Source organism: Pseudomonas sp. (genome assembly GCF_051660785.1).
In the GTDB taxonomy this organism is placed as follows: domain Bacteria; phylum Pseudomonadota; class Gammaproteobacteria; order Pseudomonadales; family Pseudomonadaceae; genus Aquipseudomonas.
In genome coordinates this window covers 25,452-50,019 of sequence record NZ_JBOFQE010000089.1, presented here as the reverse complement: position 1 = coordinate 50,019, position 24,568 = coordinate 25,452, and the positions used below count along the sequence as shown (strand labels likewise).

Here is a 24,568-nt window from a genome sequence, read left to right as displayed (position 1 = left end):
AATGAACCAATGATTCAGTCCAAAACACCAATCCCCTGTAGGAGCGAGCCTGCTCGCGATAGCGGTGTTCCAGTCACCTACTGTGTTGAATGTGATGCCGTCTTCGCGAGCAGGCTCGCTCCTACAGGGGATCTATTCAGCAACCGCATCATTTGTTCCAGCAACAACGCAACCACAATCGCGCCCGCCGCAATCACAAACAACAACCCATGCTGCCCGCCACTGGCATTGAACAGCGCCGAATACGCAAACCCTGCAATCGCCTGAAACGTGGCAAACGACACCGTCGCGCGGCTCCAGGCAATTTGCTGCTGGTGATGGTTCGGCAGCAGTTCATGAACCCGCGCCAGCGCCAATGGAACGATGCCCGGCGGGAACGAACCGAGGATCACTGCCAGCAAGGCCAGCGCGGTGAACGAACTCGAAATCGACAACAGGCCAACGGCAATCGCCTGAACCACCAGCACCAGCCGGATGCTCAATTTCGCACCGAGTTGATCCGCCAGAAAACCGTAATTCACCGGCCCGATGATCGCGCCCAGTCCGTACATCACCCAGATCAGCGCGCCGACATGCGGCCCGGCGCCGAGCCCGCGGGCCACGTAATCCACCAGGAACACCATCGCCGGCACCAGCCCGGCGGCCATGAACGCGTATTGGGCAAACAACAGGTAAATGCCTGGATCGGTCGGCGTGGTAATTTTTTCGATCGACACTTCAGCGGCTTGATGATGCGCCTCTTTCGGCCAGCCGAACCAACTCGCAGCCGTCAGAGCCAGTGACAGCAGGCCCAGGCCAAACCAGGTTTGCTGCAAGCCAAGGCTTAGCAACGGCGGAACAATCGTCCCCGAGCCGGCAATGCCCAGGCCGATGCCGAGGAAGATCGCACCGCTGGCCAGACCTCGGCGCGACGCCGGCACATGCGGCAACACCGTTGCGGCCACCAGCACCATGATCGCGCCGCCGGCAACGCCCGACAGCAGGCGCCAGCCGAAGAACCAGCTCACCGAGAATGGAAAACCACAGGCGAAAAACGACAAGGTCACGGCCAGCATCATCAGGCGCAACGCGGTTGTGTTCGACGTGCGGTTAGCCAGTGGCCGGCCGATCAGTGCACCGATCAGGTAACCCACGAGGTTGGCGGCGCCGAGGTACACCACATCACTGGCGGAAAACCAGTGCGCCTGGATCAATGACGGAATCAACGGTGTGTAGGCGAACCGCGCCAGGCCAATGCTGACCAGGCTGGCGGCGAGGCCGGCGAAGATCGGCAGCCAGATCGCGCTGCGCGGGGGGGTCGATGTGCTGTGCATGGGAAACGTCCTGTGAGGTTTTACGCTTGGCCTCCAGACTATCTTGAACGCTTGATGCAATAACGCAGCGATTTTGCGCTATGTTGATGCGATTCTGCATCAGTAGGGGAACGGCATGAATTGGGATGACGCGCGGGTGTTTCTGGCGGTGTGCCGAGAGTCGACACTCAGGGGCGCGGCGCGGGTGCTGGGGGTTGATCAGGCCACGGTCGGCCGACGGATCACGGCGCTGGAAAAGTCATTGAGTGCAACGCTGTTCCTGCGCACTTCTGAAGGCTATGCGCTGACAGCGGTGGGGGAGGCGGCGTTGGCGGCCGTGGAGAAAATGGAGCATTCGGCGCTGGAGCTGGAGCGCCGGATTCAAGGGCTCGACGATCGAACGACCGGGTTGGTGCGGATCAGCACCACCGACTCCCTGGCGGTCGATTTTCTGATCCCGGCCATTGCTAACTTGCATGAACGACACCCCGACGTACGGGTGCAACTGGACGCCTCCACGCAGATTCTCAGCCTGGCCAAACGCGAAGCCGACATCGCCGTGCGCAACACCCGGCCGGATAACCCCGACCTGATCGCCCGCCGCATCGCGCGCTGGCCGGTGGGCCTTTTTGCTTCTCAAGACTATGTGGATGCCCATGGCGTACCGGCGCAAGGCTCGGCATTCGAGGGGCATGATCTGGTGGTGTATCAGCCGTATCTGCAAGGCAACAAAGACATGACCCTGGTTTCAGAACCGCTGGGGCGCGGGCGGATTGTGGCCAGTCTGAGTTCCAGTCTGCTGGTGCGTCGATCCCTGGCGGCGGGACTCGGGGTCGGGGAAATTCCGGTGTACATGGGGGAGAGAGACGGGCTGGTCAGGCTGTGGCCGGAGCGCACGCGACCGGTGCCGTATGACGTCTGGCTGGTGACCCACGCGGATTTGCGGCATACCGCCAGGGTTCGTGCGGTCATCGATGAAATTGTCGCGGTGTTTTCCGGTACCGGCGAATGAGTCGTCGCTAAGCAAAGGACTAACACAACCCCTGTGGCGAGGGAGCAAGCTCCCTCGCCACAGGTGATGTGATTGGCTGGTAAAAGCCTGAGGGCAAAGGCCCCCAGGTCATTCACGGTCATGGCATTTCCGGCAGTTCCTGCGGCCGCAAATCGAACACCAGCACTTCGGCATCCACACCGTTGCTCAACGCCAGCACCTGCTCTTCACGAACCCGCACACCATCGCCTTCCTGCAACTGCACGCCGTTGAGTTCGACACTGCCACGGGCCACATGCACATAGGCGTAGCGGTTGGTGGCCAGCTCCAGGGTGGCGCTTTCCTTGCCGTCGATCAGCGCGGCATATACCCGTGCGTCCTGACGCACCTTCAGCGAGCCCTTGGCGCCGTCGGGGGAAATGATCAACTGCAGGCGCCCGCGTTTTTTCTGGGTGCTGAAGTGCTCTTGCTGATAACGCGGCTTGGCGCCGCTGACTTCCGGCACGATCCAGATTTGCAGGAAGTGCACCGGCCGCGTGGCCGAATGGTTGTATTCGCTGTGCGCCACGCCGCTGCCGGCGCTCATCAATTGCACGTCACCGGGGCGGATCACGGAACCGGTGCCCAGGGTGTCCTTGTGTTCCAGGGCACCTTCGAGCACGTAGGAGAAGATCTCCATGTCGCGGTGCGGGTGCTGGCCAAAACCTTTACCGGCCGCCACGCGGTCATCGTTGATCACCAGCAGGTCGGAAAAACCCTGCTCTTTCGGGTTGCGGTAGTTGGCGAAGGAAAAGGTGTGGAACGACTTCAACCAACCGTGATTGGCGGCGCCGCGATCGGAGGCTTTGCGAAGGGTCAGCATGATGAAATCTCCTGTGGGGACGTTGATTCGTCCGAGTGAGGAGAAGGTTAATGGTTACTGGCTGGTGCAATAAGTAGATGGAAATTGAAATACTGTCGCCTTTAGGTTGACAGTGATTGGTACGCAATCAGGTAATCTTCTCCGACACCGGCCCACACATTGGCCATAATGCACAGCATCCCTCTAATGCCGGCCACAAACCCCCTGTGGGAGTGAGCCTGCTCGCGATAGCGGTGTATCAGTCAGCATTTTTGGAAACTGACACACCGCTATCGCGAGCAGGCTCGCTCCCACAGGGGGGATCGGTGTTTGGCAGATGGAATTTCTTTTGACTTCAGTGATTTTTGAACCCATGAAAACCGTGGCTATGGTGTTGTTTCCGGACTTTCTGCTGCTCGACATGGCCGGGCCCATGGAAGTGTTTTCCATCGCCAATCGATACTTGGCAGCGGATGACCGTTATGAGCTGTCGACCCTCGGCACCGAGCATGGCGCGCTTCGCGCCTCCAACGGCGTCAGCGTGCACACCGATCTGCACATCGATCAGGCCGATAAAGCCTATGACCTGCTGTTGGTGCCGGGCGGCCCGGGGGCGTACAACGAAAAACATCCACCGTTGCTGTGCTGGCTCAAAGACGCGGTGAAACGCGCCGAGCGCTACGGCTCGATCTGCACCGGCGCATTTGTGCTGGGGCATGCCGGTCTGCTGGACGGTTATCGCGTCACCACCCACTGGCATTACACCGAGCGCCTGATCAAAGGCTTCCCCAAGGCAACGGTGGAGACCGATCAGATTTTCGTCCAGGACCGCAACCTCATCACCTCCGGCGGCGTCACCGCCGGCATCGACCTGGCCCTGTCGGTGGTCGCCGAAGACCACGGCAAGAAAGTCGCTCAGGACGTGGCCAAGGTGCTGCTGGTGGTGATGAAGCGCCAGGGCGGGCAAGCGCAGTTCAGCCCGTTGATGGCTACCGTCGCACCGCAGGAAACGCCGATCACCCGGGTGCAGAACCATGTACTCGAACACCTCGATGAAGCCTTCAGCATCGAACGCATGGCCAGCCTGGCGAACATGAGCACGCGGCACTTCGCCCGGATGTTTGCCCGGGACGTGAACATGACGCCTATGGAGTTTCTGCAGAGCGCACGGATCGATTGCGCGAGGAACCTGCTGGAAACCAGCGACTTGCCACTCAAGACCGTAGCCTTTAAAAGTGGCTTTGGCAGCGTGCGGCACATGCGCTTTCTGTTCGCTGAAAAGCTCGGTCTGACCCCCTCGCAATACCGCGAACAGTTCAGCTAGAGCGTTCTTGGCCGTTGTGCGCACCGCAATGGCCGCAACGCTCCCACCGTGGCAGTTGTACCGTCACGGAGGCCTGCCAAGATAGCCGTGAACTCTTTGCAATGGAGGTGCGGGAGCCTGGGAGGCGGGTGCGATGGACATTTTGCACGGTGAGCCGGGCCAGGTTTTCAGCACGCAAACGTGCATGAACAGCCTCAGAGATTTAAACAGCGATACGGTGCTGCGGTTCGGCCCCTACGCATTCCACCTGCGGCAACGGCTGATCCTGGACGGTGATCGGCCGCTACGCATGGGCGGTCGGGCTCTGGATATCCTCCAGGTGCTGGTCGAGCGTGCCGGCCAGGTGGTCAGCAAGGACGAGTTGATTGCCCACGTCTGGCCGACATCGGTGGTCGAAGAAATCAACCTGCGCGTGCACATTGCGGCCCTGCGTCGGGCCCTTGGCGATGGGCAGAACGGCCAGAGTTACATTGTCAACATTCCCCAGCGCGGCTACAGCTTTGTCGCCCCGGTGGAGCCTGTGCCTGCGGGGACATTGGTCCCGATCGAGACCGCGCAAAAACATCAACACAACCTGCCGGCACGGCTCACGCCCGTGACAGGTCGGGATTCGATTGTCGGCAGTCTGGTCCGGCAGTTGCCGGTGCGGCGGCTCATGACCCTGGCCGGTCCCGGTGGCATCGGCAAGACCACGGTGGCGCTGCGCGTTGCCGAACTGCTGTTGCAGCACTATGAGGATGGCGTGTGGCTGGTTGATTTTGCGGCGCTCGATGACCCGGCGCGCGTGGTCGATCATCTGACGCAAACCCTTGAGCTGGAAGTCGGTACGACCCTGGATGTGTTGGCGCAACGGCACACGTTGCTGGTGCTCGACAATTGCGAGCACTTGTTAGAACGCTGCCGGACTCTGGTCGAGGATTTGCTGGTGTCGGCGCCTCGGTTGTCGATCCTTGTCACCAGTCGCGAACCGCTGCTGGCGACGGGGGAAACAGTCCAGCGTTTACCGTCCCTGGCGGTGCCACCGGCGTCGGCCTTGAACAGTGTGGCCGAAGCCATGGGTTATTCGGCGGTGCAGCTGTTCGTCAGTCGCGCCCGCGCCCGTCAACAAGGGTTTGCCTTGCGCGAACAGGACCTCGAGGCGGTGCGGGAAATCTGTCGGCGGCTCGATGGTTTGCCACTGGCCATTGAACTGGCAGCGGCGCAAATCGATGCGCTGGCATTGGTCGGTTTACAAGCGCAGCTGGATAACTGTTTTCAGTTGCTGACCCAGGGACGGCGCACGGCCGTGCCCCGACATCAGACCCTGAAGGCCGCGCTGGACTGGAGCTATGAACGATTGAGCGCTCTGGAACAAACCGTGCTGCAGCGTCTCTCGGTCTTCAAAATGTCCTTCACCCTCGATGCCGCGATGGGCGTGAGCAGTTGCGAGGCGCTCAAGCCCAAGCAACTGGCGACGCTGTTGCAGCGCCTGGTGGCCAAGTCGTTGCTCTCGATGGATCAGGTCAACGGCGCCACCCGTTATCGTTTTCTTAACACTACGCGCACTTATGCGCTGGAGATGCTCGAGCACAGCGGCCACCTGCGTACGTTCGAGCGGCGCTATTCGCAATACATCAGCCGTGCGCGCTGGGTCTCAGGCGTGCAGTTGCCCATGAAGCTCGTCGAGTAGACGCCGGACGTTGCTCAGGTCCGGCGTGGCAAAACCTTCGGTGAAGCGGTTGTAGACCGGCGCCAGCAGATCATGGGCTTGCTGATTCAGGCCCTGTCGCTGCCAAAGTTGTGCCAGCGACGTCGCGCTGCGCAATTCCCAGGCCAGGGCACCCTGATGCCTGGCCACATTTAATGCCCGAAGTAATATCTCCTCGGCTGCCACGACCGTGCAGGAGCGAGCCTGCTCGCGATGGCGTCCTTCCAGGCAATCCATCGCCGGCTGATAACCCTCCGCCAACAAGGCATCAGCCCTGGCGCGCAATATCTCCGCCGTGCTCCAGCCGGCCGTACCGGCGTCGGCCCGTTGCAACAGGGCGTCATCGACAAAGCCGCTATCCAGCGTGACCATGATGTCTTTGATCAATCCCACGCCTGGCTGAAGAGGCAAATGCGCCTCGGCGCGGTCGATCACCTGCGCGTAGTGCCGGGCCCAGGTGTAGAACAACAGCACCGAGTGTTTCTGTGATTGCTCCAGCAGCAGGCGCAAGAGTTCACGAGCCGTTCGGGTGTCGCCGTTGTAGTGGGCGATCAGGCAGCCGGCCAGCGCCAGGGTGTAGCAAATGGAGGTGCCGTGGTTGATCTGGATCGCGATGTCCAGTGCCTGACGGGCGGTTCGCCACGCTTGCTCCGGACGACCTTGCAGCCAGAGGATGCGCGCCAGAATGGTCAGGGCCGCCACGCTCTGATCGTATTGCACGCCAAAACCGTGGGTGAAGCGGTTGAGGTGTCCGCTCTGGGCCATGCGCTGGATGACCTGTTCGGCGTTCACCCGGGCCAGTTCCTGATTCCCGGCAAAGTGCAGGGCGAGGACGCGCAAGCGGTGCGTGCTCAGCGACAGCACGGCGTCATCCTGCGCGCCCAGGCGGTCGAACAGCTGGCTTTGCTCCAGCGCCATTTGGTAATGGCCGCAACTGAGGTTGACCGCCATGTGCCCGGACACGGCCCGCAGCTGACCGGCCACGTCATTGTTGTGCCTGGCCAGGGCTCTGGCGCTGACGAAGGCGGCGATGGTTTCGGTCGTACCGCCCTGGGTGTGGTAGCAGGAACTGCCGAGGGCCAGCTTGAGAGCCATTTCCAGGTGAGGGCAGGGCTCGGGCGCCGCCTCAAGCAGGGCCAGCGCTTTGCGTACGTAGACGCCGTGTTCCTTGAGCAGCGACAGCTCCTGCCAGAGCGGCGTCGAGGTCGCGGTCAAGCGGATCGCCAGTACTTGCGGACCTTGAGCGTTCAAGCCCCAGTCGAGGGCCGAACGAATGTCATCCAGACTGCGGGCATAACGCTCGATCCACAGGTCGGTGGAGATCAGCTCCCAGTCAGTTTGAGCCTGTTGCATCAAGCCCAGGCAGCGCTCGGCGTGGCGCTTTCGCGTGTCCGGCAGATCCACGGTCTGGTCGAGTTTCTCCAGGGCGTAGCTGCGGGTGGTGTCGAGCAGGCGATAGAACACTTCTTCGTCGCCCACTTCCACGTTGAGCAACGACTTGGCCACCAATTGCGTGATCGAGCCGAACACCACGCCGGGCTCGATGTGGTCGCCGACGATCACGGCTGCCGCTGACTCCAGCGTGAAGCCGCCCCTGAACACACCCAGTCGACGCAGGCAGGTTTGCTCGCAGGCGTTGAGCAGTTCGAAGCTCCAGTCGAGTGTGGCGCGCAGGGTCTGGTGCCGGGCCAGCGTCGATGGACAGCCTTGGGTCAGCAGGCGAAAGCTGCCTTGCAACTGCGTGAGCAAACCGCTCAGACCAAAATTGCCGACCTGCGCTGCCGCCAGTTCAATGGCCAGCGGAATGCCGTCCAGGCGGTGGCAGATCTCAATCAACCGCGGCAGTTCATCATCGCTCAGCTCGAAGCTGTCATGGCTGGCCATGGCTCGTTCGACGAACAGTTGCAGCGCGGAAAAGGACATCGCCTGGGTGCGGTCCAGCACTGCGATGGGCGGCGGGCAATCGAGGGATTCCAGACGCTGGACGAATTCACCTTCGGCCCGCAGGCTCTCGCGGCTGGTGGCCAGGATATGCACATGTGGCGCGGCGCGCAGGATGCTTTCGCAGAGCAATGCGACGGCGTCGATCAGGTGCTCGCAGTTATCGATCACCAGCAGCATCTGCCGATCGAGCAGGCACGCGGCGATGCCGCTCATGGGTTCGGCGTCGTGCAGGGACAGATCCAGTAGCGTGGCCAGATGCGCGGTGATCGTCGACGGGTCGTTGATCGGCGCCAGGTCCAGCAGGCGAATGCCGTCCCGGTAGCGACCGATCAACAGTTCAGCGACGCGCAACGCCACGGTGGTCTTGCCGATGCCACCGGGGCCGACGAGAGTGATGAAGCGCTGGCGTGACAGTTGCGTGACCAGGCTCTCGACCAGCGTTTGGCGACCGATCATGCGCGTGCGACGGACCGGCAGATTATGCGCGCTCGGTTCGATGCTTTCGCTCGTCAGAGATGGTTCGATCGGCTCCAGCGAGAAAGGCGCAACAAAACTGTAGCCGCGCTGGGCGACGGTGATGATATAGCGCTGGCCGGCCTGGCCATCGCCGAGGGCTTTGCGCAACGCGGCCATGTGCACGCGCAGGTTGATGTCTTCGACGACGCTTTTGGGCCAGACCCCGGCGATCAGTTGCTGTTTGCTGACCACGTTTGGGGCGTGCTCCAGCAGGATCAACAGAATGTCCATGGCGCGCCGACCCAGGCGCAGCGGCTGGTCGGCCTCCAGCACCAGACGTTTACCGGGATAGATCCGGTAGGGGCCGAAATGGATGGCCTGATCGAGGGGAAGGGTCAACGTGTCACTCCTGCTTGCAGCCGTCTAATACGCGGTTTTGAGCATATTCCTCAGGTTTTTCCATCAACGCAACGAGGGATCGGATGACTGCCAAGTGTTCGCCGCGACCGTCTATACCCGGCGCCACTGGCCGGTGCCGTGTTTATTGGGTGCAAGGGTAGCAAAGCAGGTGTTGAGGCTTTTGGCGCGCCAATGAAAATTAACAACGTTTAACTCGTCCTGCGTCTGGTCTACGCCCAAAACTCTGCTGCTTCAACCTCCGCCGGTCTTGCGGGATTGCGCAACCTGTAGGAGTGACCTGTGGCGAGGGGATTTAGCGAAACGTCGCACCGCCCCGTTGGGCTGCGAAGCGGCCCCAAAACCATTCAACTCAGTAGTAACAGCTAAACCGCATCAGCCGGATTTACGACTGCTGCGCAGCCGAACGGGGATAAATCCCCTCGCCACAAAGGCTCGCTCCCACAGGGGGAGGGGTAGTGTTGCAAAGGGATCAACTTGTCATGAGGACACCGGGATGAGCAACGTGGTGGTGGTCTATCACAGTGGCTACGGACACACCCGGGTCATGGCCGAAGCCGTGGCCCAGGGTGTGGAACGGCACGTGGGCAGCTCCTGCCTGCTGATTCCGGTCGACGAAGTGGACCAGCACTGGGACCGGCTGCACAGCGCCGACGCGATCATCTTCGGCGCCCCGACCTACATGGGCAGCGCGTCGGCACCGTTCAAAGGCTTCATGGAGGCGACAGCGGCGTTCTACCTCGCCCAGCCGTGGCGCGACAAACTGGCCGCAGGCTTCACCAACTCCGGCTGCCTGTGCGGCGACAAACTCAACACCCTGCTGCAGATGGCGGTGTTCGCCGCGCAGCATTCGATGATCTGGGTCGGTCTCGACCTGCTGCCGGCGCGCTCCAGCACCGGCGCCTTCGATGGGCAAATGAATCGCCTCGGCAGCTCGCTAGGCGCCATGGCCCAGTCGAATGTCGAACAGACCCCGGACCTCGCCCCACCGCCCGAAGATCGCTGCACCGCCGCGCATCTGGGCGAGCGGGTGGCGCGTCTGGCCGAACGCATGGCCCCTCCACCGGTTTGATCCACCCCAACACTCGCTAAGGAGACATCGCATGAGTACGTTCACGACCCGAGACGGCACCGAGATCTACTACAAGGACTGGGGCACCGGTCAACCCATCGTCTTCAGCCACGGCTGGCCGCTGAACGCGGACAGCTGGGAATCGCAGATGATCTTCCTGGCCTCCAAGGGCTATCGGGTGATTGCCCACGACCGCCGTGGTCATGGCCGCTCCAGCCAGCCGTGGGCCGGTAACGACATGGACACTTACGCCGATGACCTGGCGCAATTGATCGAGTTGCTCGACCTCAAGGACGCCGTGCTGTTCGGCTTCTCCACCGGCGGTGGCGAAGTGGCGCGCTACATCGGTCGCCACGGCACCGGGCGCGTGGCCAAGGCCGGGCTGATTTCTTCGGTGCCACCCCTGATGCTCAAGACCGAAGCCAACCCCGGCGGTCTGCCAATCGAAGTGTTCGACGGGATTCGCCAGGCGTCCCTGGCCGACCGTTCGCAACTGTACATCGACCTCGCCAGCGGGCCGTTTTTCGGCTTCAACAAACCGGACGCCAAGCCGTCCCAGGGCATGATCGACTGGTTCTGGATGCAAGGCATGACGGCCGGGCACAAGAACGCTTATGACTGCATCAAGGCGTTCTCCGAAACCGATTTCACCGAAGACCTGAAGAAGTTCGACATCCCGACGCTGGTGGTGCATGGCGACGCGGACCAGGTGGTGCCGATCGAAGCGGCGGGCATCGCTTCGGCAAAACTGGTGAAAGGTTCTACGCTGAAGATCTACCCCGGCGCGCCCCACGGCTTGACTGATACCCACAAGGATCAGCTCAACGCTGACCTGCTGGCGTTCCTCAAGGGTTGATGTACCCCGGCGCGGGCGTAGATCCGCGCCGGTTTTCGCTCCTGATGAGAGTAGACAACCATTGAGATCAAGTTCATGAAAAAGCTCACAAACGCCACCGGCGCCCCGGTGGTCGATAACCTTAATATCCAGACCGCCGGCCCTCGTGGACCGGCGCTCTTGCAAGACATCTGGTTGCTGGAAAAACTCGCCCACTTCGACCGCGAACTGATCCCCGAGCGGCGTATGCACGCCAAGGGCGCGGGCGCCTATGGCACCTTCACCGTCACCCACGACGTCACGCGCTACACCAAAGCCAATATCTTCAGTTCAGTGGGCAAGGAAACCCCGCTGTTCGTGCGTTTTTCCTCGGTGGCCGGCGAGCGCGGCGCGGCGGATGCCGAACGCGACATCCGTGGCTTCGCGGTGAAGTTCTACACCGACGAAGGCAACTGGGACATTGTCGGCAACAACACGCCGGTGTTTTTCTTCCGCGACCCGCTGCGTTTCTCCGACCTCAACCACGTGGTCAAGCGCGACCCGCGCACCGGCCTGCGCAACGCCACCAGCAACTGGGACTTCTGGACCCTGCTGCCTGAGGCGCTGCACCAGGTGACCATCGTCATGAGCGATCGCGGGATTCCCACCAGCTTCCGCCACATGCACGGCTTCGGCAGCCACACCTTCAGCCTGATCAACCGTGACAACCAGCGGGTGTGGGTGAAGTTTCACTTTGTCTGCCAGCAAGGCATCGAAAACCTCTCGGACGCCGAGGCGGCAGCGGTGGTCGGCAAGGACCGCGAAAGCAATCTGCGGGACCTGTATGAAGTCATCGAACAGGGCAACTTCCCGCGCTGGAAGCTGTGCATCCAGGTGATGGAAGAAGAGCAGGCGATCAACTATCGGCATAACCCGTTCGACCTGACCAAAGTCTGGCCGCATGGCGAATTTCCGCTGATCGAGGTCGGCATCATGGAGCTCAATCGCAACGCCGAGAACCACTTCGCCGAGATCGAACAAGCGGCGTTCTCGCCGGCCAACGTGGTGCCGGGCGTCAGCTTCTCGCCGGACCGTATGCTCCAGGCGCGGCTGTTTTCCTATGGCGATGCCCAGCGCTATCGCCTGGGTGTGAACTTCAACCACATCCCGGTCAACGCACCGCGCTGCCCGGCCCACAGCTACCACCGCGACGGCGCGATGCGCACCGACGGCAACCTCGGTGGCACCGCCAGTTACTTCCCGAACAGTGTGGGCGAGTGGCAGGACTCCCCGGAACTGGCCGAGCCACCGCTGCCGCTGGAAGGCTTCGTGCAGCACTACGATCATCGGCTGGAAGAGGACCATTACGAGCAGCCGGGGAATTTGTTCCGCTTGCTCGATCCGGTGCGCAAACAGCTGCTGTTCGACAACACCGCGCGGGCCATGAACGGCGTGCCGCAGGCGATTCGTCAGCGCCATATCGACAACTGCACCAAGGCTGATCCGGCGTATGGGTTTGGCGTTGCCGAGGCGTTGGAACGCCTGTCCCCGTTGGGGTGACGCGATCCACGTGGCAACGCAAGGCTCAGTAGCAACTGTCGAGCCTGCGTTCGGACCTGTAGCAGCTGTCGAGCCTGCGAGGCTGCGTTCGGCTGCGCAGCAGTCGTGAAATCAGCCAACGCGGTGTTTCAGGTAAACCGCGTATTCAGGTTTCACGACTGCTTCGCAGCCGAACGCAGCCTCGCAGGCTCGACAGCTGCTACAGAACCGGGTGCAGCTTCGCAATCACTACGAACGTGGTGACGAGATTTATTGCGCGTGAAGTTGAGCGGTGCAGGCGGGGCGTTGGGGCAGGGCGCGCACCGCACGGCATCGCCATGCGAACGGATTGATGCCTTCGCTGCGAGTGAAGATGTGGCAGAAATGCGCCTGATCGCAGAAGCCGCATTCGAGGCTGATTTGCGTCAGTGACAGGTCGGTGCTCTGGATCAATTGCTTGGCCCGGGCGATGCGCTGGTGGCGAATCCAGTCTTGTGGGGAGTGCCCGGTGCTGCACTTGAACGCGCGGGAGAAATGGCTGCGCGACAGGGCGCAGGCGCGGGCCAGTTCGGTCACTTCAACGGATTCACCCAAGCGTTCGAGGATCAGTTGCTTGACCAGGCTTTCGCGCCACGGGGTCAGGCCGCCGGTGGTTTTCTTGCGCGTATCAGTGACAGTCGCGCAGGCGAGGTTTTGCTGAGAAGAGGCCATGACAGATGTCCGTGTCGGTGAGCTTCATTCTTGGTCGCGGGGCGCTGGCAGGCGAGTTAAACGTTGTTAATTCCGTCGTTGCTCAGGGATGAACAACAGCGCTAATTCAGCACATTGCTGCAATTTCTTTGGGCACGGCTCGTGCAAACTCGTCCTCATCCGGCGGCGTATACATCGCCGCTTCTCTGACTTGATCTAGGGTGAAGGCATGAAACATTCTCTGGTTTGCGCGCTGGGGCTCGCGGTTGCGCTGGCGTCCGGTATTGCCTCGGCGCAGGCACCGGCGCAGGTCGGCACACAAGTGCCGGGTTACTTCCGTCTGGCGGTAGGCGATTACGAAGTGACGGCGTTGTTCGATGGCTACAACGACCTGTCGCCCAAGTTGCTCAAAGGCCTGACCCAGAGTCAGATTCGTGCGCTGCTGGCCCGTCGCTCGATTGAAACGCCTGGCGTGCAAACCGCGTTCAACGCCTTTCTGATCAACACCGGCAAGCAGCTGATCCTGGTGGACACCGGCGCCGGCCAGTGCATCGGCGAAACGGCCGGCATGCTCTCGGACAACATCAAAGCGGCCGGTTACGAGCCCGCGCAAGTCGACACGATCCTCTTGACGCACCTGCACCTGGACCATGTTTGCGGGTTGGTCGACGGCCAGCAGAAACCGGTTTTTGCCAACGCCACGGTCTTTGCGGCGAAGGCAGAGGCCGATTACTGGCTTGATCCGCAGGCGCTCGCCAAGGCGCCCGAGGGCGCCAAGCCGTACTTCAAAATCGCCCAGGACTCGACCGCGCCGTATGTGGCCGAAGGGCGTTTCAAGACCTTCGCAGCCGGCCAGTCGCCGGTGCAGGGCGTGGTCGAGGCCGAGCTGGAAAGCGGACACACGCCGGGCAGCACCACTTACCGATTTACCTCCCAGGGCCAGAGCATTCTGTTCATGGGCGATCTGGTGCATAACCTTGCGGTACAGTTCGAACATCCGGAAGTGTCGATCGGTTTTGACGTCGACAGTCAGCAGGCGATCAAGAGCCGCGCCAAGGTGTTCAGTGCTGCGGCGGCCAGCAAGACCTGGGTGACGGCGGCGCATCTGCCGTTTCCGGGCATCGGTCACATCGCGGCAGAGGGCAAGCACTTTCAGTGGGTGCCGGTGGAATACGGGCCTTACAAACGTGCGGCCAAAGTGCCTCTGATCGAGTAAAGTCCCCGGCTGAACACACAAGGAAACCGTGCCTATGAACCGTAACGATCTGCGTCGCGTCGACATGAACCTGCTGGTGATTTTCGAAGCGTTGATGTTCGAGAAGAACCTGACCCGTGTGGCCGAAAAACTGTTCATGGGGCAACCGGCGGTGAGTGCGGCGCTGGGGCGGTTACGGGACCTGTTCGATGATCCGTTGTTGCTGCGCAATGGTCGTGGCATGGAGCCGACGGGGCGGGCACTGGCGATTCTCAAGGAGCTGCAACCGGCGATGGATGTGATTTCCGGGGCGGTCAGTCGGGCCAAGGAATTCGATCCGACGACCAGTTGCGACGTGTTTCGCATTGGTTTGTCGGACGACGCGGAGTTCGGTTTGTTTCCGCCATTGTTGCGGCAACTGCAGGAGGAGGCGCCGGGGATTGTCGTGGTGGTGCGTCGTGCCAATTATCTGCTGATGCCGGCGTTGCTGGCCTCGGGCGAAATTTCCGTGGGGGTGAGTTACACCACGGATTTGCCGGCGAATGCCAAGTGCAAGAAGTTGCGGGACATTCCCTGCAAAGTGCTGCGCGGGGACAAGCGACCGGGGACGCTGACGCTTGACGAATACTGTGAGCGGCCGCATGCCATGGTGTCGTTCTCCGGCGACTTGAGCGGCAACATTGATCTGGATCTGGCCAAGGTTGGGCGCAGTCGCCGTGTGGTGTTGGGTGTGCCGCAGTTCAGCGGGTTGCGTGCGTTGCTGGCCGGGACTGAGATGATTGCCACGGTGCCGGATTATGCGGCGTGTGCGCTGGTTGAGGGGTGTGCGTTGCGGGCGGAGGATCCGCCGTTTCCCATTGATGCGGCGCAGTTGTCGATGGCCTGGAGTGGGGTGCATGACAATGATCCGGCGGAGCGGTGGTTGCGGTCGCGGATCAGTGAGTTTATGTCGAGGCCTTTGCCGGTTTCGGCTTGAACGTGGCGGCCTCCGGGCCGACCACATTCCTTTGTGTTCACACCCTTCAACTGTGGGAGCTGGCCTGCCAGCGATGGCGGCCTGATAGCCGACCAGTCTCTTTCAGGTGTGCATATCCATTCCTGCGGTAACGGCCGCTTATGGTTTCGCTCTTACAGCGACTCCCTTTGGCAAACGCCCCAAAGGAAGCAAAGGTCTTCGCCCCAACGTCCAGCCCCTCGCCTAGGCTCGGCGTTCCTTCGCTCCGGCATTCATCTGGGGGCATCGCCTCCGGTCGGCTTCGCTTCGACCTCCTCTCGATGTGTGCGGCTTCGCCGCACGGCGCTACGCGCCTACCCCCCAGATGAACGCCTCCACTCAGCCTCCCGACGGGGCGGGCAGATCAAAAGCCAGATCAAGATCAAGAGCTGCAGGCGAGCTAACGCTCGGCCTGTTGAGTGGTGAAAAGCAAAACGTGTACGCCGATCCACTGTAGGAGTGAGCCTGCTCGCGATGGCGGCCTGACAGCCGACCAATCTCTTGCAGGCACGCATCATTCTTGTGGGAGCTGGCTTGCCAGCGATAGCGGCCTGACAGCCGACCAGTTTCTTGCTGATGTACACCAAACCCCTGTGGGAGCTGGCCTGCCATTGAGGCGGCCTGACAGCCGATCAGTCTCTTGCAGGCACACATCATTCATTGTGGGAGCTGGCCTGCCAGCGATGACGGCCTAACAGCCGACCAGTCTCTTGCTGATGAAACATCAAACCTTGTGGGAGCTGGCCTGCCAGCGAAGGCGGCCCGACAGCCGACCAGTCTCTCGCTGATGAACATCAAACCTTGTGGGAGCTGGCCTGCCAGCGATGACGGCCTGACAGCCGACCAGTCTCTTGCAGACACACACCATTCCCCTGTGGGAGCGAGCCTGCTCGCGATGGCAGTGGATCAGCCAACATCAATGCTGAATGACACACCGCCATCGCGAGCAACCTCGCTCCCACAGGGAAAATGTGTTAATTCGAGGGCTGTGTTTAATGGTGTTTAGCGTTACGTCCTGAAAGCTACACATCCTTGCGCCGTTGCCTACGACTGCGCCAGAATCCGCCGGCTTGTGCGCTTTGTGCCTGGTCTTTATCGTTTCCGCATCGCTGGCAATCAGCGATCGGGTTCAGCGACCTGATCAGGTATAAGCGCAACACGCTCCATCTTTACTGCAGGCGAATGTCTGCAGATTCGATATGGTGGCTGTGCGCGGGAGGCCTTCGGGTCTGCCGGGTCTTATACCTCTCGGTTCGCTAACCTGCGTACAGCCGCCACCCTTACTTGTTTAGCGACAGGTGCTGGTGTTCCAACAGGTATAAATGGAGATTCACCATGTTCAAGGCCACACCCAATCCCCCTGAACCCGACGACGTTTCCCCCTACGATCCCCTCGATCCCAAGGAACTCAACGAGGCCGCCGACCGCGCACTCGATCACTATCTCAATCCGTCGGCCCTGAAAGCCCCCGTCATCCGCAAGCCCAGCACAATGTTCATCATCGCCCCCGATATCGATAACGAAAGCCTGTTGGCCCCACGCTTGCGAATCCCTGGCGTCGGCGAGTGTGCTGGCCGGTGATTTTGCGGGGCATCTGGAGGGGCGGCAGCGGCATACGATGCTGGGCATTCAGCAGGTCATCATGCTGGCCGAGCTGGCGGTGAATCGAGCGCTGGATGGTGTTGATCCGCGGTAACGGCGTCAGTTGAAAAGAACGGTCTCGATGAGGCCGTTTTTTGTGCCTGGCAGAAACCTTCCAGCAATGAAGATCCCCTGTGGGAGCGAGCCTGCTCGCGATGGCGGCATGACATTCAACATTGATGTCGCCTGACCCACCGCCATCGCGAGCACGCTCGCTCCCACAGGGATTTTCGGTGGATTACAGGTTGGAGTACGCCGCAAAAAGAGCACGTACATCCAATTTTTCCCGCCCCCACACCGGCACTATCAAATGAAGTCCCGGCGCAACGACGCCGGTAGTTTTTCATTTGTGCAGGTGAGCCCATGAATACGTCGCGATGGGATGAACGGGCCCAGGATCTCGGCCTGCTGTTTCTGCGGGTCACTGGCGGTTTGTTTTTGCTGTGGGTGCACGGTTTGCCGAAGCTGCTTCACTACAGCGCTCAACTGCAGGTCATCGAAGACCCTTTCCACGTAGGCGCAAACGTCACGCTGATGCTGGCGATTTTTGCCGAGGTGGTGTGCCCGTTGCTGATCATCGCCGGGGTGTTGGTGCGCTTGGCGTGCCTGCCGATTCTGGCGGTGTTGCTGGTCGCGTTGCTGGTGGTGCATGCGCAATGGAGCGTCGATGAAGGGCAGTTCGGCTGGCTGCTGTTGATTCTGTTCACCAGTCTTCTTATCGCCGGGCCGGGACGGCTGGCGCTCAATGTGCGATTCGCCGGAGCTTTGCGTTATGCCTGAATCCAATCGTTTCGAGGAAGTCGTGACCCTGGTGATCAAGCACCGGGTCAAGGCCGGTTTTGAAGTGCCCTACGAAGCCTGGTTGCGCAACATTGTCAGCATCGCCGGGCAGCAGGAAGGGCATTTGGGCGTGGATGTGATGCGCGGAAAAAACGCCGGCCTCGATATGTACACCTGCGTGCTGCGCTTTTGCACCACCGAGGCGATGCAACGCTGGCTCGATTCGCCGCAGCGCCTGGCGCTGGTCAACGAAGCCACGCCAATGCTCGCCGATGGCGACCAGACCGAGGTCAATCCGGTCAACGAGTTCTGGTTCGCGCCGCAAGCCGATGCCGCTTCGCCACCGCCACCACGCTGGAAGCAGGCGGTGGTGACATTGTTGGTGATTCTGCCGCACACCTTGCTGGTGCCGCTGCTCTGGGGTCCGCTGCTGCAACTCAACGCCATTCTGTCCAATTACGTGGTCGCCACGTTCCTGATCACGCTGACCATCGTCGTCTCGGTGGTGTACCTGTTCATGCCGATGGCGACGCGTCTGTTCGCGCCCTGGCTGTCCCATTCCACTCCGTCCAAGGAAACGCGATGAACGCCGATCTGATTTTATTCAATGGCCAATTTCATACCGTTGACCGTGAAAACCCACGCGCCAGTGCGGTGGCGATCAGCGAAGGTCGCTTCGTTGCGGTCGGCACCGACGCCGAGGCCATGGCCCTGCGCGGGTCGGGCACCCAGGTCATTGACCTCAAGGGCCGTTGCGTCATTCCCGGCCTCAACGACTCGCACTTGCACCTGATCCGTGGCGGTTTGAACTACAACCTCGAGCTGCGTTGGGAGGGCGTGCCGTCGGTGGTCGATGCCTTGCGCATGCTCAAGGACCAGGCCGATCGCACGCCCACGCCGCAATGGGTGCGGGTGGTCGGTGGCTGGAACGAATTCCAGTTCGCTGAAAAGCGTATGCCGACCCTCGAAGAACTCAACCAGGCCGCGCCGGACACGCCAGTGTTTGTTCTGCATTTGTACGACCGTGCCTTGCTCAACCGCGCCGCATTGCGCGTGGCCGGTTACACCCGCAACACGCCGAACCCGCCGGGTGGCGAGATTGTGCGCGATAGCAACGGCGAGCCGACCGGCATGCTGGTGGCGCGTCCCAACGCGATGATTCTGTACTCGACGCTGGCCAAGGGTCCGAAGTTGCCGCTGGAATATCAGGTCAACTCGACCCGCCAGTTCATGCGCGAACTTAACCGCCTTGGCCTGACCAGCGCCATCGATGCCGGCGGCGGTTTCCAGAATTATCCGGATGATTACCAGGTGATCGAGCAGTTGGCCAAGGACCAGCAACTGACCATTCGCATCGCCTACAACCTGTTCACGCAGAAGCCGAAAGAAGAGCTGACCGACTTCAAGAACTGGACCAGCAGCGTGACCCTGCATCAGGGCGATGATTACCTGCGGCACAACGGCGCCGGGGAAATGCTGGTGTTCTCGGCGGCGGATTTCGAGGACTTCCTCGAGCCGCGTCCGGACCTGCCGCAGACCATGGAAGACGAGCTGGAACCGGTGGTGCGCCACCTCGTCGAGCAGCGCTGGCCGTTCCGTCTGCACGCCACGTACAACGAATCCATCAGCCGCATGCTCGACGTGTTCGAGAAGGTCAACCGCGACATTCCGTTCAACGGTTTGCCGTGGTTCTTCGACCACGCTGAAACCATCACCCCGCAGAACATCGAGCGGGTGAGGGCGCTGGGCGGTGGTATCGCAATTCAGGATCGCATGGCGTTTCAGGGTGAGTATTTCGTCGAGCGTTATGGCGCCAAAGCCGCCGAAGCCACGCCGCCGATCAAGCGCATGTTGGCTGAAGGTGTACCGGTCGGCGCCGGCACCGATGCCACGCGAGTGTCGAGCTACAACCCGTGGACCTCGTTGTACTGGATGGTCAGCGGTCGCACGGTAGGCGGCCTGGAACTGCACGCCGAGGGGCTTTCGCGACAAACTGCGCTGGAGCTGTTCACCCACGGCAGCGCCTGGTTCTCTTCCGAGCAGGGCAAGAAAGGCATGATCAAAGTCGGCCAACTGGCTGACGTCGCGGCCTTGAGCGCGGACTTTTTCAATGTCGATGAAGAAGCGATCAAGTGGATCGAATCGGTGTTGACCGTGGTCGGCGGCAAGGTGGTGTACGCCGCCGGTGATTTCGAAAAACTGGGACCTGCCAGCGTGCCGGTACTGCCGGACTGGTCGCCGGTGGTCAAGGTGCCGGGTCACTGGCGCCCGACGTCGCCGATGCAGGCGCAGGTTCACCATTGCAGCGGGCCGTGTGGCGTGCATTCCCACAGCCATGAAAAGGCCCGCTTATCGAACGCGCCGGTCAGCGATTTCGCCGGTTTCTGGGGCGCGTTCGGCTGCTCGTGCTTCGCGTTCTGACGATCACATCTAGCGCCGATGCACTGTGTCGGCGCCGTGCGTAATACCCATCCATCGAGGAGTTTCACATGAGCAACGTTCCGTACAAACGCCTGAACAAAGACGATGCTGTTGTCCTGTTGGTCGACCACCAGACTGGCCTGATTTCTCTGGTCCAGGATTTCTCGCCGAACGAATTCAAGAACAATGTGCTGGCCCTCGCGGACCTGGCCAAGTTCTTCAAACTGCCGACCATCCTCACCACCAGCTTCGAAAACGGCCCGAACGGCCCGATGGTGCCTGAGCTCAAAGAACTGTTCCCGGACGCGCCGTACATCCCGCGTCCGGGCCAGATCAATGCCTGGGACAACGAAGATTTCGTCAAGGCAGTCAAGGCGACTGGCCGCAAGCAACTGATCATCGCCGGTGTGGTGACCGACGTTTGCGTAACGTTCCCGACGCTGTCGGCGCTGGCGGAAGGTTTTGAGGTGTTTGTGGTGACCGACGCATCGGGCACTTTCAACGAAACCGTGCAGCAAGCGGCATGGGCCCGCATGGCGGCGGCCGGTGCTCAATTGGTGAACTGGTTCTCGGTGGCGTGCGAGTTGCAGGGCGACTGGCGCAACGACATGGAAGGCCTGGCGAACCTGCTGTCACCGCGCATTCCGAACTATCGCAACCTGATGAACAGCTACTCGGTGCTGACGTCGAAGTAAGCCCGGCGATCCAAAAAATGCCCGCGACTGTGCGGGCATTTTTTTGTCTGACATAACCCGATTCTGTGGCGAAGTTATTGTGGCGAGGGAGCTTGCTCCCGCTGGGCTGCGAAGCGGCCCCAATTTTGTGAGCGCTGCGCACTCAAGCGGGAGCAAGCTCCCTCGCCACAAAAGCCCTCCACCACAAAATTTAGTCAGCCACAAAAACTAGGCCTGTTGGCGCTTCTGCAACCAGCTCAGAAATCCTCCTTTCTTGATCTGTACAGGTTTGGCCATCAACGCCAACCGGCTGTTCTGCTGCCGCACCGCTTGCAGCTTGTTCAGCGCCCGACCCACTTCAACCTGTTGCTCCATGCAATCACGGGTCAGGGATTTGTCGATCCGGTAAATGATGCACGAGGTCAAGGTGGTGAAGGTGGCCTGGGACGGTGTGTCGGTGAGGATGCTTTGTTCACCCATCACTTCACTCGGCCCCATGCGACCCGCTTCGGTTTGCCCGTTGCCATCCGGCACGGTAGCGCTGACCACACCCGTGGCGATTACCATCAGGCTTTCCGGCACTTCACCCAATTCCAATACCACCTGGCCTGCCGCGTACTGCTGCGGGACCATCGACTGAGCCAATTGGTCGCGCTCGTCGTCGCTCAGGGAACGGAAGACTTTCACTTCATCCAGCAACGCTCGTGCGCGGGTTGTCGGTTCAATCACGCCATCGATCTGTCGGGAAATCCCTGCCGCTTCAAGGTGCCGATGCGCCAGGTCGAACAGTTGATTACGCACTTCGCTTTTCTTCCCCAGCTCGGCGATAAAACCGCTGGCCACGTACTCGGACATGCTTTCGCCGGCTTCTTTGAGTACCGCTTTCGGTGCCGGGTTGAGCAGCAAACTGCTGCTGCCTTGAAGCGTGCGCTCCAGTGCATCCAGCACCCGACGTGGACGAATGTGGTTGGGCACCTGGATGCTGATCGACACGCCGTGCATGTTGTTCGGTCGACTGAGGTTGACGATCTTCGCCTTGGCCGCCACCGAGTTCGGCACCACGGCCGTGCTGCCGGCGCTGGTCAGCAGGTGGGTGGCGCGCCAGTCGATGTCGAGCACTTTGCCCTCGACGCCATCGATCATGATCCAGTCATCCACCTGATACGGCTTGGTGGTGTTCAGCACGATCCCGGAAAACACATCGCTCAAGGTGCTTTGCAACGCCAGGCCGACGACGATGGCCACGACGCCGGACGTCGCCAGCAAGCCTTTCACCGGCAGCTCCAGCACGTACCCGGCCGCCGCGACGATGGCGATCAGGAATACCAGTGCACCGATGACGTCCTGCAACAAGCGGCCGCTGTGACCGATGCGGCGCATCAGCACCAGGCCGATGACTTCGGTGAGCACCCGCGCGGCGTACAACCACCAGAGAATCCCCAGCGCCGTCGCTCCCAATTGAGCGACGCGATCCTCGGTCAACAGCGGCGCCTGCAACGGGCTCACGCCAGCATTGATCACCAGCGCGCTGAACATCACGAACAGCGCCAGCCGCACACCAACCCGCGTGACGCGATGCTTGAACGGCGCGAGGTGCCAGAGCAGGGCGTCGATCACCAGCAGCAGGGCACTCCAGGACAGCAGATGGGTGAGGATAAAGGACATGGGAGACTCCGGAAGGGTTTGTAAATCGATTTTGTGGCGAGGGGGAGGGACTCAGTTCAAGTGAGTCTTGAGTTCCAATGCCGCCTGGCGAACCGCCGCTTTCACCTCCGCAATCTGGCTCAGCGGGTTGAGCAGGCCGAAGTCGTGAATCATGCCGTTGTAGCGCACCGCCGTGACCGGCACACCGGCCGCGTCGAGGTGGCGGGCGTAGGCTTCGCCTTCGTCTCGCAACACGTCGAACTCAGCGGTTTGTACCAGGGCGGCGGGCAAGCCCTTCAGCTGTTCGGCACTGGCTTGCAGCGGCGAGGCATGGATCTGCGCACGCTCGGCCTGGTCTGTGGTGTAGCTGTCCCAGAACCAGTTCATCATGCCCTTGGTCAGGAAGTGTCCTTCGGCAAATTGCTGATACGAGCCACTGTCGAACTGCGCATTGGTCACCGGCCACATCAACAACTGGAAGCGCAGCGCCGGGGTTTTCTGTTCTTTGGCCATCAAGGCCACGACCGCCGCCATGTTGCCGCCGACGCTGTTGCCGGCCACCGCCAGGCGTTTGCCGTCGACGCCGATGTCTTTGCCATGCTCGGCCACCCAGCGGGTCGCGGCGTAGGCCTGGTTGATCGCGGTCGGGTAGTGCGCTTCGGGCGATGGCGTGTAATCGACATACACCGCGACGGCGCCGGAGCCGACCACCAGGTCGTGGATCAGACGTTGGTGAGTCGGGTAATCACCCAGCACCCAGCCGCCACCGTGGAAGAACATGAACACCGGCAATTCACCTTTGACCTTGGCCGGCCGGACGATTTTCAGATTGATGGTTTGCCCGTCGACCTTGATCGCGCGGTCGCTGACGTCTACACCCGACAGATCAACCTTCACCGAGTTTTGCGCACCGGTCAGTACCGCACGGGCCTCTTTCGGGGTCATCTGCTCAAGCGGCTTGCCACCCCCGGCGGCGAGGGCTTCGAGGAAGGCTTGGGTGTTGTGTTCGACACCCGGGCTGCCGGCGGCGAATGCGTTGCCGATGGAGAGGGCGAGGAGGGATGCGGTCAGGGTTTTGTTGACGAGGTTCATGGGTTAAATCCTTTTTAGTTAATTTGAGATTGATTACCTAAGGTCAGGTCGCTGCTGGCGCGGTAGATCAGGCCTCAGCAACACCGTGGACACAGATTAATAGGTCGCTCAAAAGGGAAAAAGCCGCTATAAAGTGTTTGACTGTCAACCAAGGCGTGACAATGAACCCGTTCGAAGATATGCGTATTTTTTGCCAGGTCATGGACTCCGGCAGCTTCACCTCGGCAGCCGATCAGTTGGGCCTGTCCAAGCAGTTCGTCAGCCGTCGCCTGATGCAGCTCGAAGAGCGCTTGGGCGTGCGCTTGCTCAATCGCTCGACGCGGCGGCTGGACGTCACGCCGCTGGGCCAGAGTTACTACGAGTCGGCGTTACGCCTGCTCGGTGAAGTCGAGCAGGTGGAACAGGGCATCGCCGGCCAGACCACCGAGCCGCGCGGCACCATTCGCGTGAGCGCACCGTTGTCGTTCGCGCTGGCGCATTTGGGTTGCCTGCTGCCGGTGTTTTTGCAGCGCTATCGCGATGTCACTGTGGAGGTGGACTTGAGCGATCGGCCGGTGGACTTGCTCAGTGAGGGCTACGACCTGGCGTTGCGCATCGGCATGCTGGAAGACTCGACCCTGATCGCCCGCCGTATCGCCTCTATCCAGCGCGTTTACTGCGCCAGCCCGGCTTACCTTGCCGAGCGCGGCACGCCGCTCAAACCTGAAGATCTGCACAGCCATGACTGCCTGCCTTACGGCCACGGACGCCAGGTGCAATGGCGTTTCGAAGGGCAGGGCAAGCCGCTGACCGTCAACGTGACGGGCAGGATGCGAGTCAATAACGGTGAGTTGCTCAAGGATGCGGCGGTGGCCGGGATGGGGATCACGTACTTGCCGACGTTTATTGTTGGCGCGGCGCTGAAGGAGGGGCGGCTGGTGCCAGTGCTGGATGAGTTTCGACCGCAGCCGCTGACGTTGTCAGCGGTGTATCCGCAACACCGCCAGAGTTCGCGGCCGGTGCAGGCGTTGATCGAGTTTTTGCGCGAGCGGCTGGATCGGGTTGAGGGTGGGTTGTAAGG

At 61.2% G+C, this 24,568-nt stretch carries 19 protein-coding genes and 1 pseudogene; 14 read left to right on the top strand and 6 right to left on the bottom strand.

Annotated elements, in window-relative coordinates; all coding sequences use genetic code 11:
• Window positions 1-77: 77 nt before the first annotated feature.
• Window positions 78-1,313 (bottom strand): YbfB/YjiJ family MFS transporter, encoded by a 1,236-nt coding sequence (locus ACRC4F_RS24790; protein WP_438661725.1) that lies wholly within the window; start codon window positions 1,311-1,313, stop codon window positions 78-80.
• Between the two features lie 115 nt (window positions 1,314-1,428).
• Between ACRC4F_RS24790 and ACRC4F_RS24785 the strand changes: the two genes are divergently transcribed.
• Window positions 1,429-2,304, top strand: a complete 876-nt coding sequence (locus ACRC4F_RS24785; protein ID WP_438661724.1) for a LysR family transcriptional regulator — start codon at window positions 1,429-1,431, stop codon at window positions 2,302-2,304.
• Between the two features lie 118 nt (window positions 2,305-2,422).
• On the opposite strand, the gene ACRC4F_RS24780 is transcribed toward ACRC4F_RS24785, so the two are convergent.
• A complete protein-coding gene (locus ACRC4F_RS24780) occupies window positions 2,423-3,145 on the bottom strand; it encodes a pirin family protein (protein WP_438661723.1) in 723 nt (240 codons plus the stop codon).
• Window positions 3,146-3,497: 352 nt separating this feature from the next.
• Here ACRC4F_RS24780 and ACRC4F_RS24775 point away from each other — a divergent pair, with 352 nt between their 5' ends.
• Entirely contained in the window at window positions 3,498-4,448 is a 951-nt protein-coding gene (locus ACRC4F_RS24775; RefSeq protein ID WP_438661932.1) for a GlxA family transcriptional regulator, read from the top strand.
• A gap of 184 nt (window positions 4,449-4,632) precedes the next feature.
• Window positions 4,633-6,117, top strand: coding sequence for an ATP-binding protein (locus ACRC4F_RS24770; protein WP_438661931.1), 1,485 nt, complete (start codon window positions 4,633-4,635; stop codon window positions 6,115-6,117).
• Here the strand turns inward: ACRC4F_RS24770 and ACRC4F_RS24765 are convergent.
• Window positions 6,082-8,934 carry an ATP-binding protein gene (locus ACRC4F_RS24765; protein ID WP_438661722.1) on the bottom strand — a complete coding sequence of 951 codons (2,853 nt, stop codon included), beginning with the start codon at window positions 8,932-8,934 and terminating at the stop codon, window positions 6,082-6,084. The genes ACRC4F_RS24770 and ACRC4F_RS24765 overlap by 36 nt on opposite strands.
• A gap of 514 nt (window positions 8,935-9,448) precedes the next feature.
• Here ACRC4F_RS24765 and ACRC4F_RS24760 point away from each other — a divergent pair.
• The 3 genes from ACRC4F_RS24760 to ACRC4F_RS24750 all read left to right on the top strand — a co-directional run bounded on the left by ACRC4F_RS24760 (window position 9,449) and on the right by ACRC4F_RS24750 (window position 12,398).
• Complete coding sequence (locus tag ACRC4F_RS24760) at window positions 9,449-10,024, top strand: flavodoxin family protein (protein ID WP_438661721.1); 576 nt, start codon at window positions 9,449-9,451, stop codon at window positions 10,022-10,024.
• Window positions 10,025-10,055: 31 nt separating this feature from the next.
• The gene (locus ACRC4F_RS24755) at window positions 10,056-10,880 is read left to right on the top strand and encodes an alpha/beta fold hydrolase (protein ID WP_438661720.1); all 825 of its coding nucleotides are present in this window, start codon (window positions 10,056-10,058) and stop codon (window positions 10,878-10,880) included.
• Window positions 10,881-10,955: 75 nt separating this feature from the next.
• Window positions 10,956-12,398 carry a catalase gene (locus tag ACRC4F_RS24750; protein ID WP_438661719.1) on the top strand — a complete coding sequence of 481 codons (1,443 nt, stop codon included), beginning with the start codon at window positions 10,956-10,958 and terminating at the stop codon, window positions 12,396-12,398.
• A gap of 249 nt (window positions 12,399-12,647) precedes the next feature.
• Here ACRC4F_RS24750 and ACRC4F_RS24745 read toward each other — a convergent pair whose 3' ends face one another.
• On the bottom strand, window positions 12,648-13,088 hold the full coding sequence (locus ACRC4F_RS24745; RefSeq protein WP_438661718.1) for a helix-turn-helix domain-containing protein: 441 nt from the start codon (window positions 13,086-13,088) through the stop codon (window positions 12,648-12,650).
• A gap of 208 nt (window positions 13,089-13,296) precedes the next feature.
• On the opposite strand from ACRC4F_RS24745, the gene ACRC4F_RS24740 reads away from it, so the two are divergent.
• The 7 genes and pseudogenes from ACRC4F_RS24740 (at window position 13,297) to ycaC (ending at window position 20,793) form a co-directional block, all read left to right on the top strand.
• Window positions 13,297-14,283, top strand: coding sequence for an MBL fold metallo-hydrolase (locus tag ACRC4F_RS24740; RefSeq protein ID WP_438661717.1), 987 nt, complete (start codon window positions 13,297-13,299; stop codon window positions 14,281-14,283).
• A gap of 34 nt (window positions 14,284-14,317) precedes the next feature.
• Window positions 14,318-15,238, top strand: coding sequence for a LysR family transcriptional regulator (locus ACRC4F_RS24735; protein WP_438661716.1), 921 nt, complete (start codon window positions 14,318-14,320; stop codon window positions 15,236-15,238).
• Between the two features lie 1,353 nt (window positions 15,239-16,591).
• A pseudogene (locus ACRC4F_RS24730) lies at window positions 16,592-16,952 on the top strand (DUF6124 family protein).
• Window positions 16,953-17,260: 308 nt separating this feature from the next.
• Window positions 17,261-17,677, top strand: a complete 417-nt coding sequence (locus ACRC4F_RS24725) for a DoxX family protein (RefSeq protein WP_438661715.1) — start codon at window positions 17,261-17,263, stop codon at window positions 17,675-17,677.
• On the top strand, window positions 17,670-18,263 hold the full coding sequence (locus ACRC4F_RS24720; protein WP_438661714.1) for an antibiotic biosynthesis monooxygenase: 594 nt from the start codon (window positions 17,670-17,672) through the stop codon (window positions 18,261-18,263). Before ACRC4F_RS24725 ends, ACRC4F_RS24720 begins: the two co-directional genes overlap by 8 nt.
• A complete protein-coding gene (locus ACRC4F_RS24715; protein WP_438661713.1) occupies window positions 18,260-20,098 on the top strand; it encodes an amidohydrolase in 1,839 nt (612 codons plus the stop codon). Before ACRC4F_RS24720 ends, ACRC4F_RS24715 begins: the two co-directional genes overlap by 4 nt.
• Before the next feature lie 68 nt (window positions 20,099-20,166).
• Window positions 20,167-20,793, top strand: coding sequence for an isochorismate family cysteine hydrolase YcaC (gene ycaC, locus ACRC4F_RS24710; RefSeq protein WP_123434523.1), 627 nt, complete (start codon window positions 20,167-20,169; stop codon window positions 20,791-20,793).
• A 207-nt stretch (window positions 20,794-21,000) separates the two neighbouring features.
• Here the strand turns inward: ycaC and ACRC4F_RS24705 are convergent, their stop codons facing one another.
• Window positions 21,001-22,437 carry a mechanosensitive ion channel domain-containing protein gene (locus ACRC4F_RS24705; protein ID WP_438661712.1) on the bottom strand — a complete coding sequence of 479 codons (1,437 nt, stop codon included), beginning with the start codon at window positions 22,435-22,437 and terminating at the stop codon, window positions 21,001-21,003.
• Between the two features lie 51 nt (window positions 22,438-22,488).
• Window positions 22,489-23,508 carry an alpha/beta hydrolase gene (locus tag ACRC4F_RS24700; RefSeq protein ID WP_438661711.1) on the bottom strand — a complete coding sequence of 340 codons (1,020 nt, stop codon included), beginning with the start codon at window positions 23,506-23,508 and terminating at the stop codon, window positions 22,489-22,491.
• Between the two features lie 161 nt (window positions 23,509-23,669).
• Between ACRC4F_RS24700 and ACRC4F_RS24695 the strand changes: the two genes are divergently transcribed.
• Entirely contained in the window at window positions 23,670-24,566 is an 897-nt protein-coding gene (locus tag ACRC4F_RS24695; protein WP_438661710.1) for a LysR family transcriptional regulator, read from the top strand.
• Window positions 24,567-24,568 lie beyond the last annotated feature (2 nt).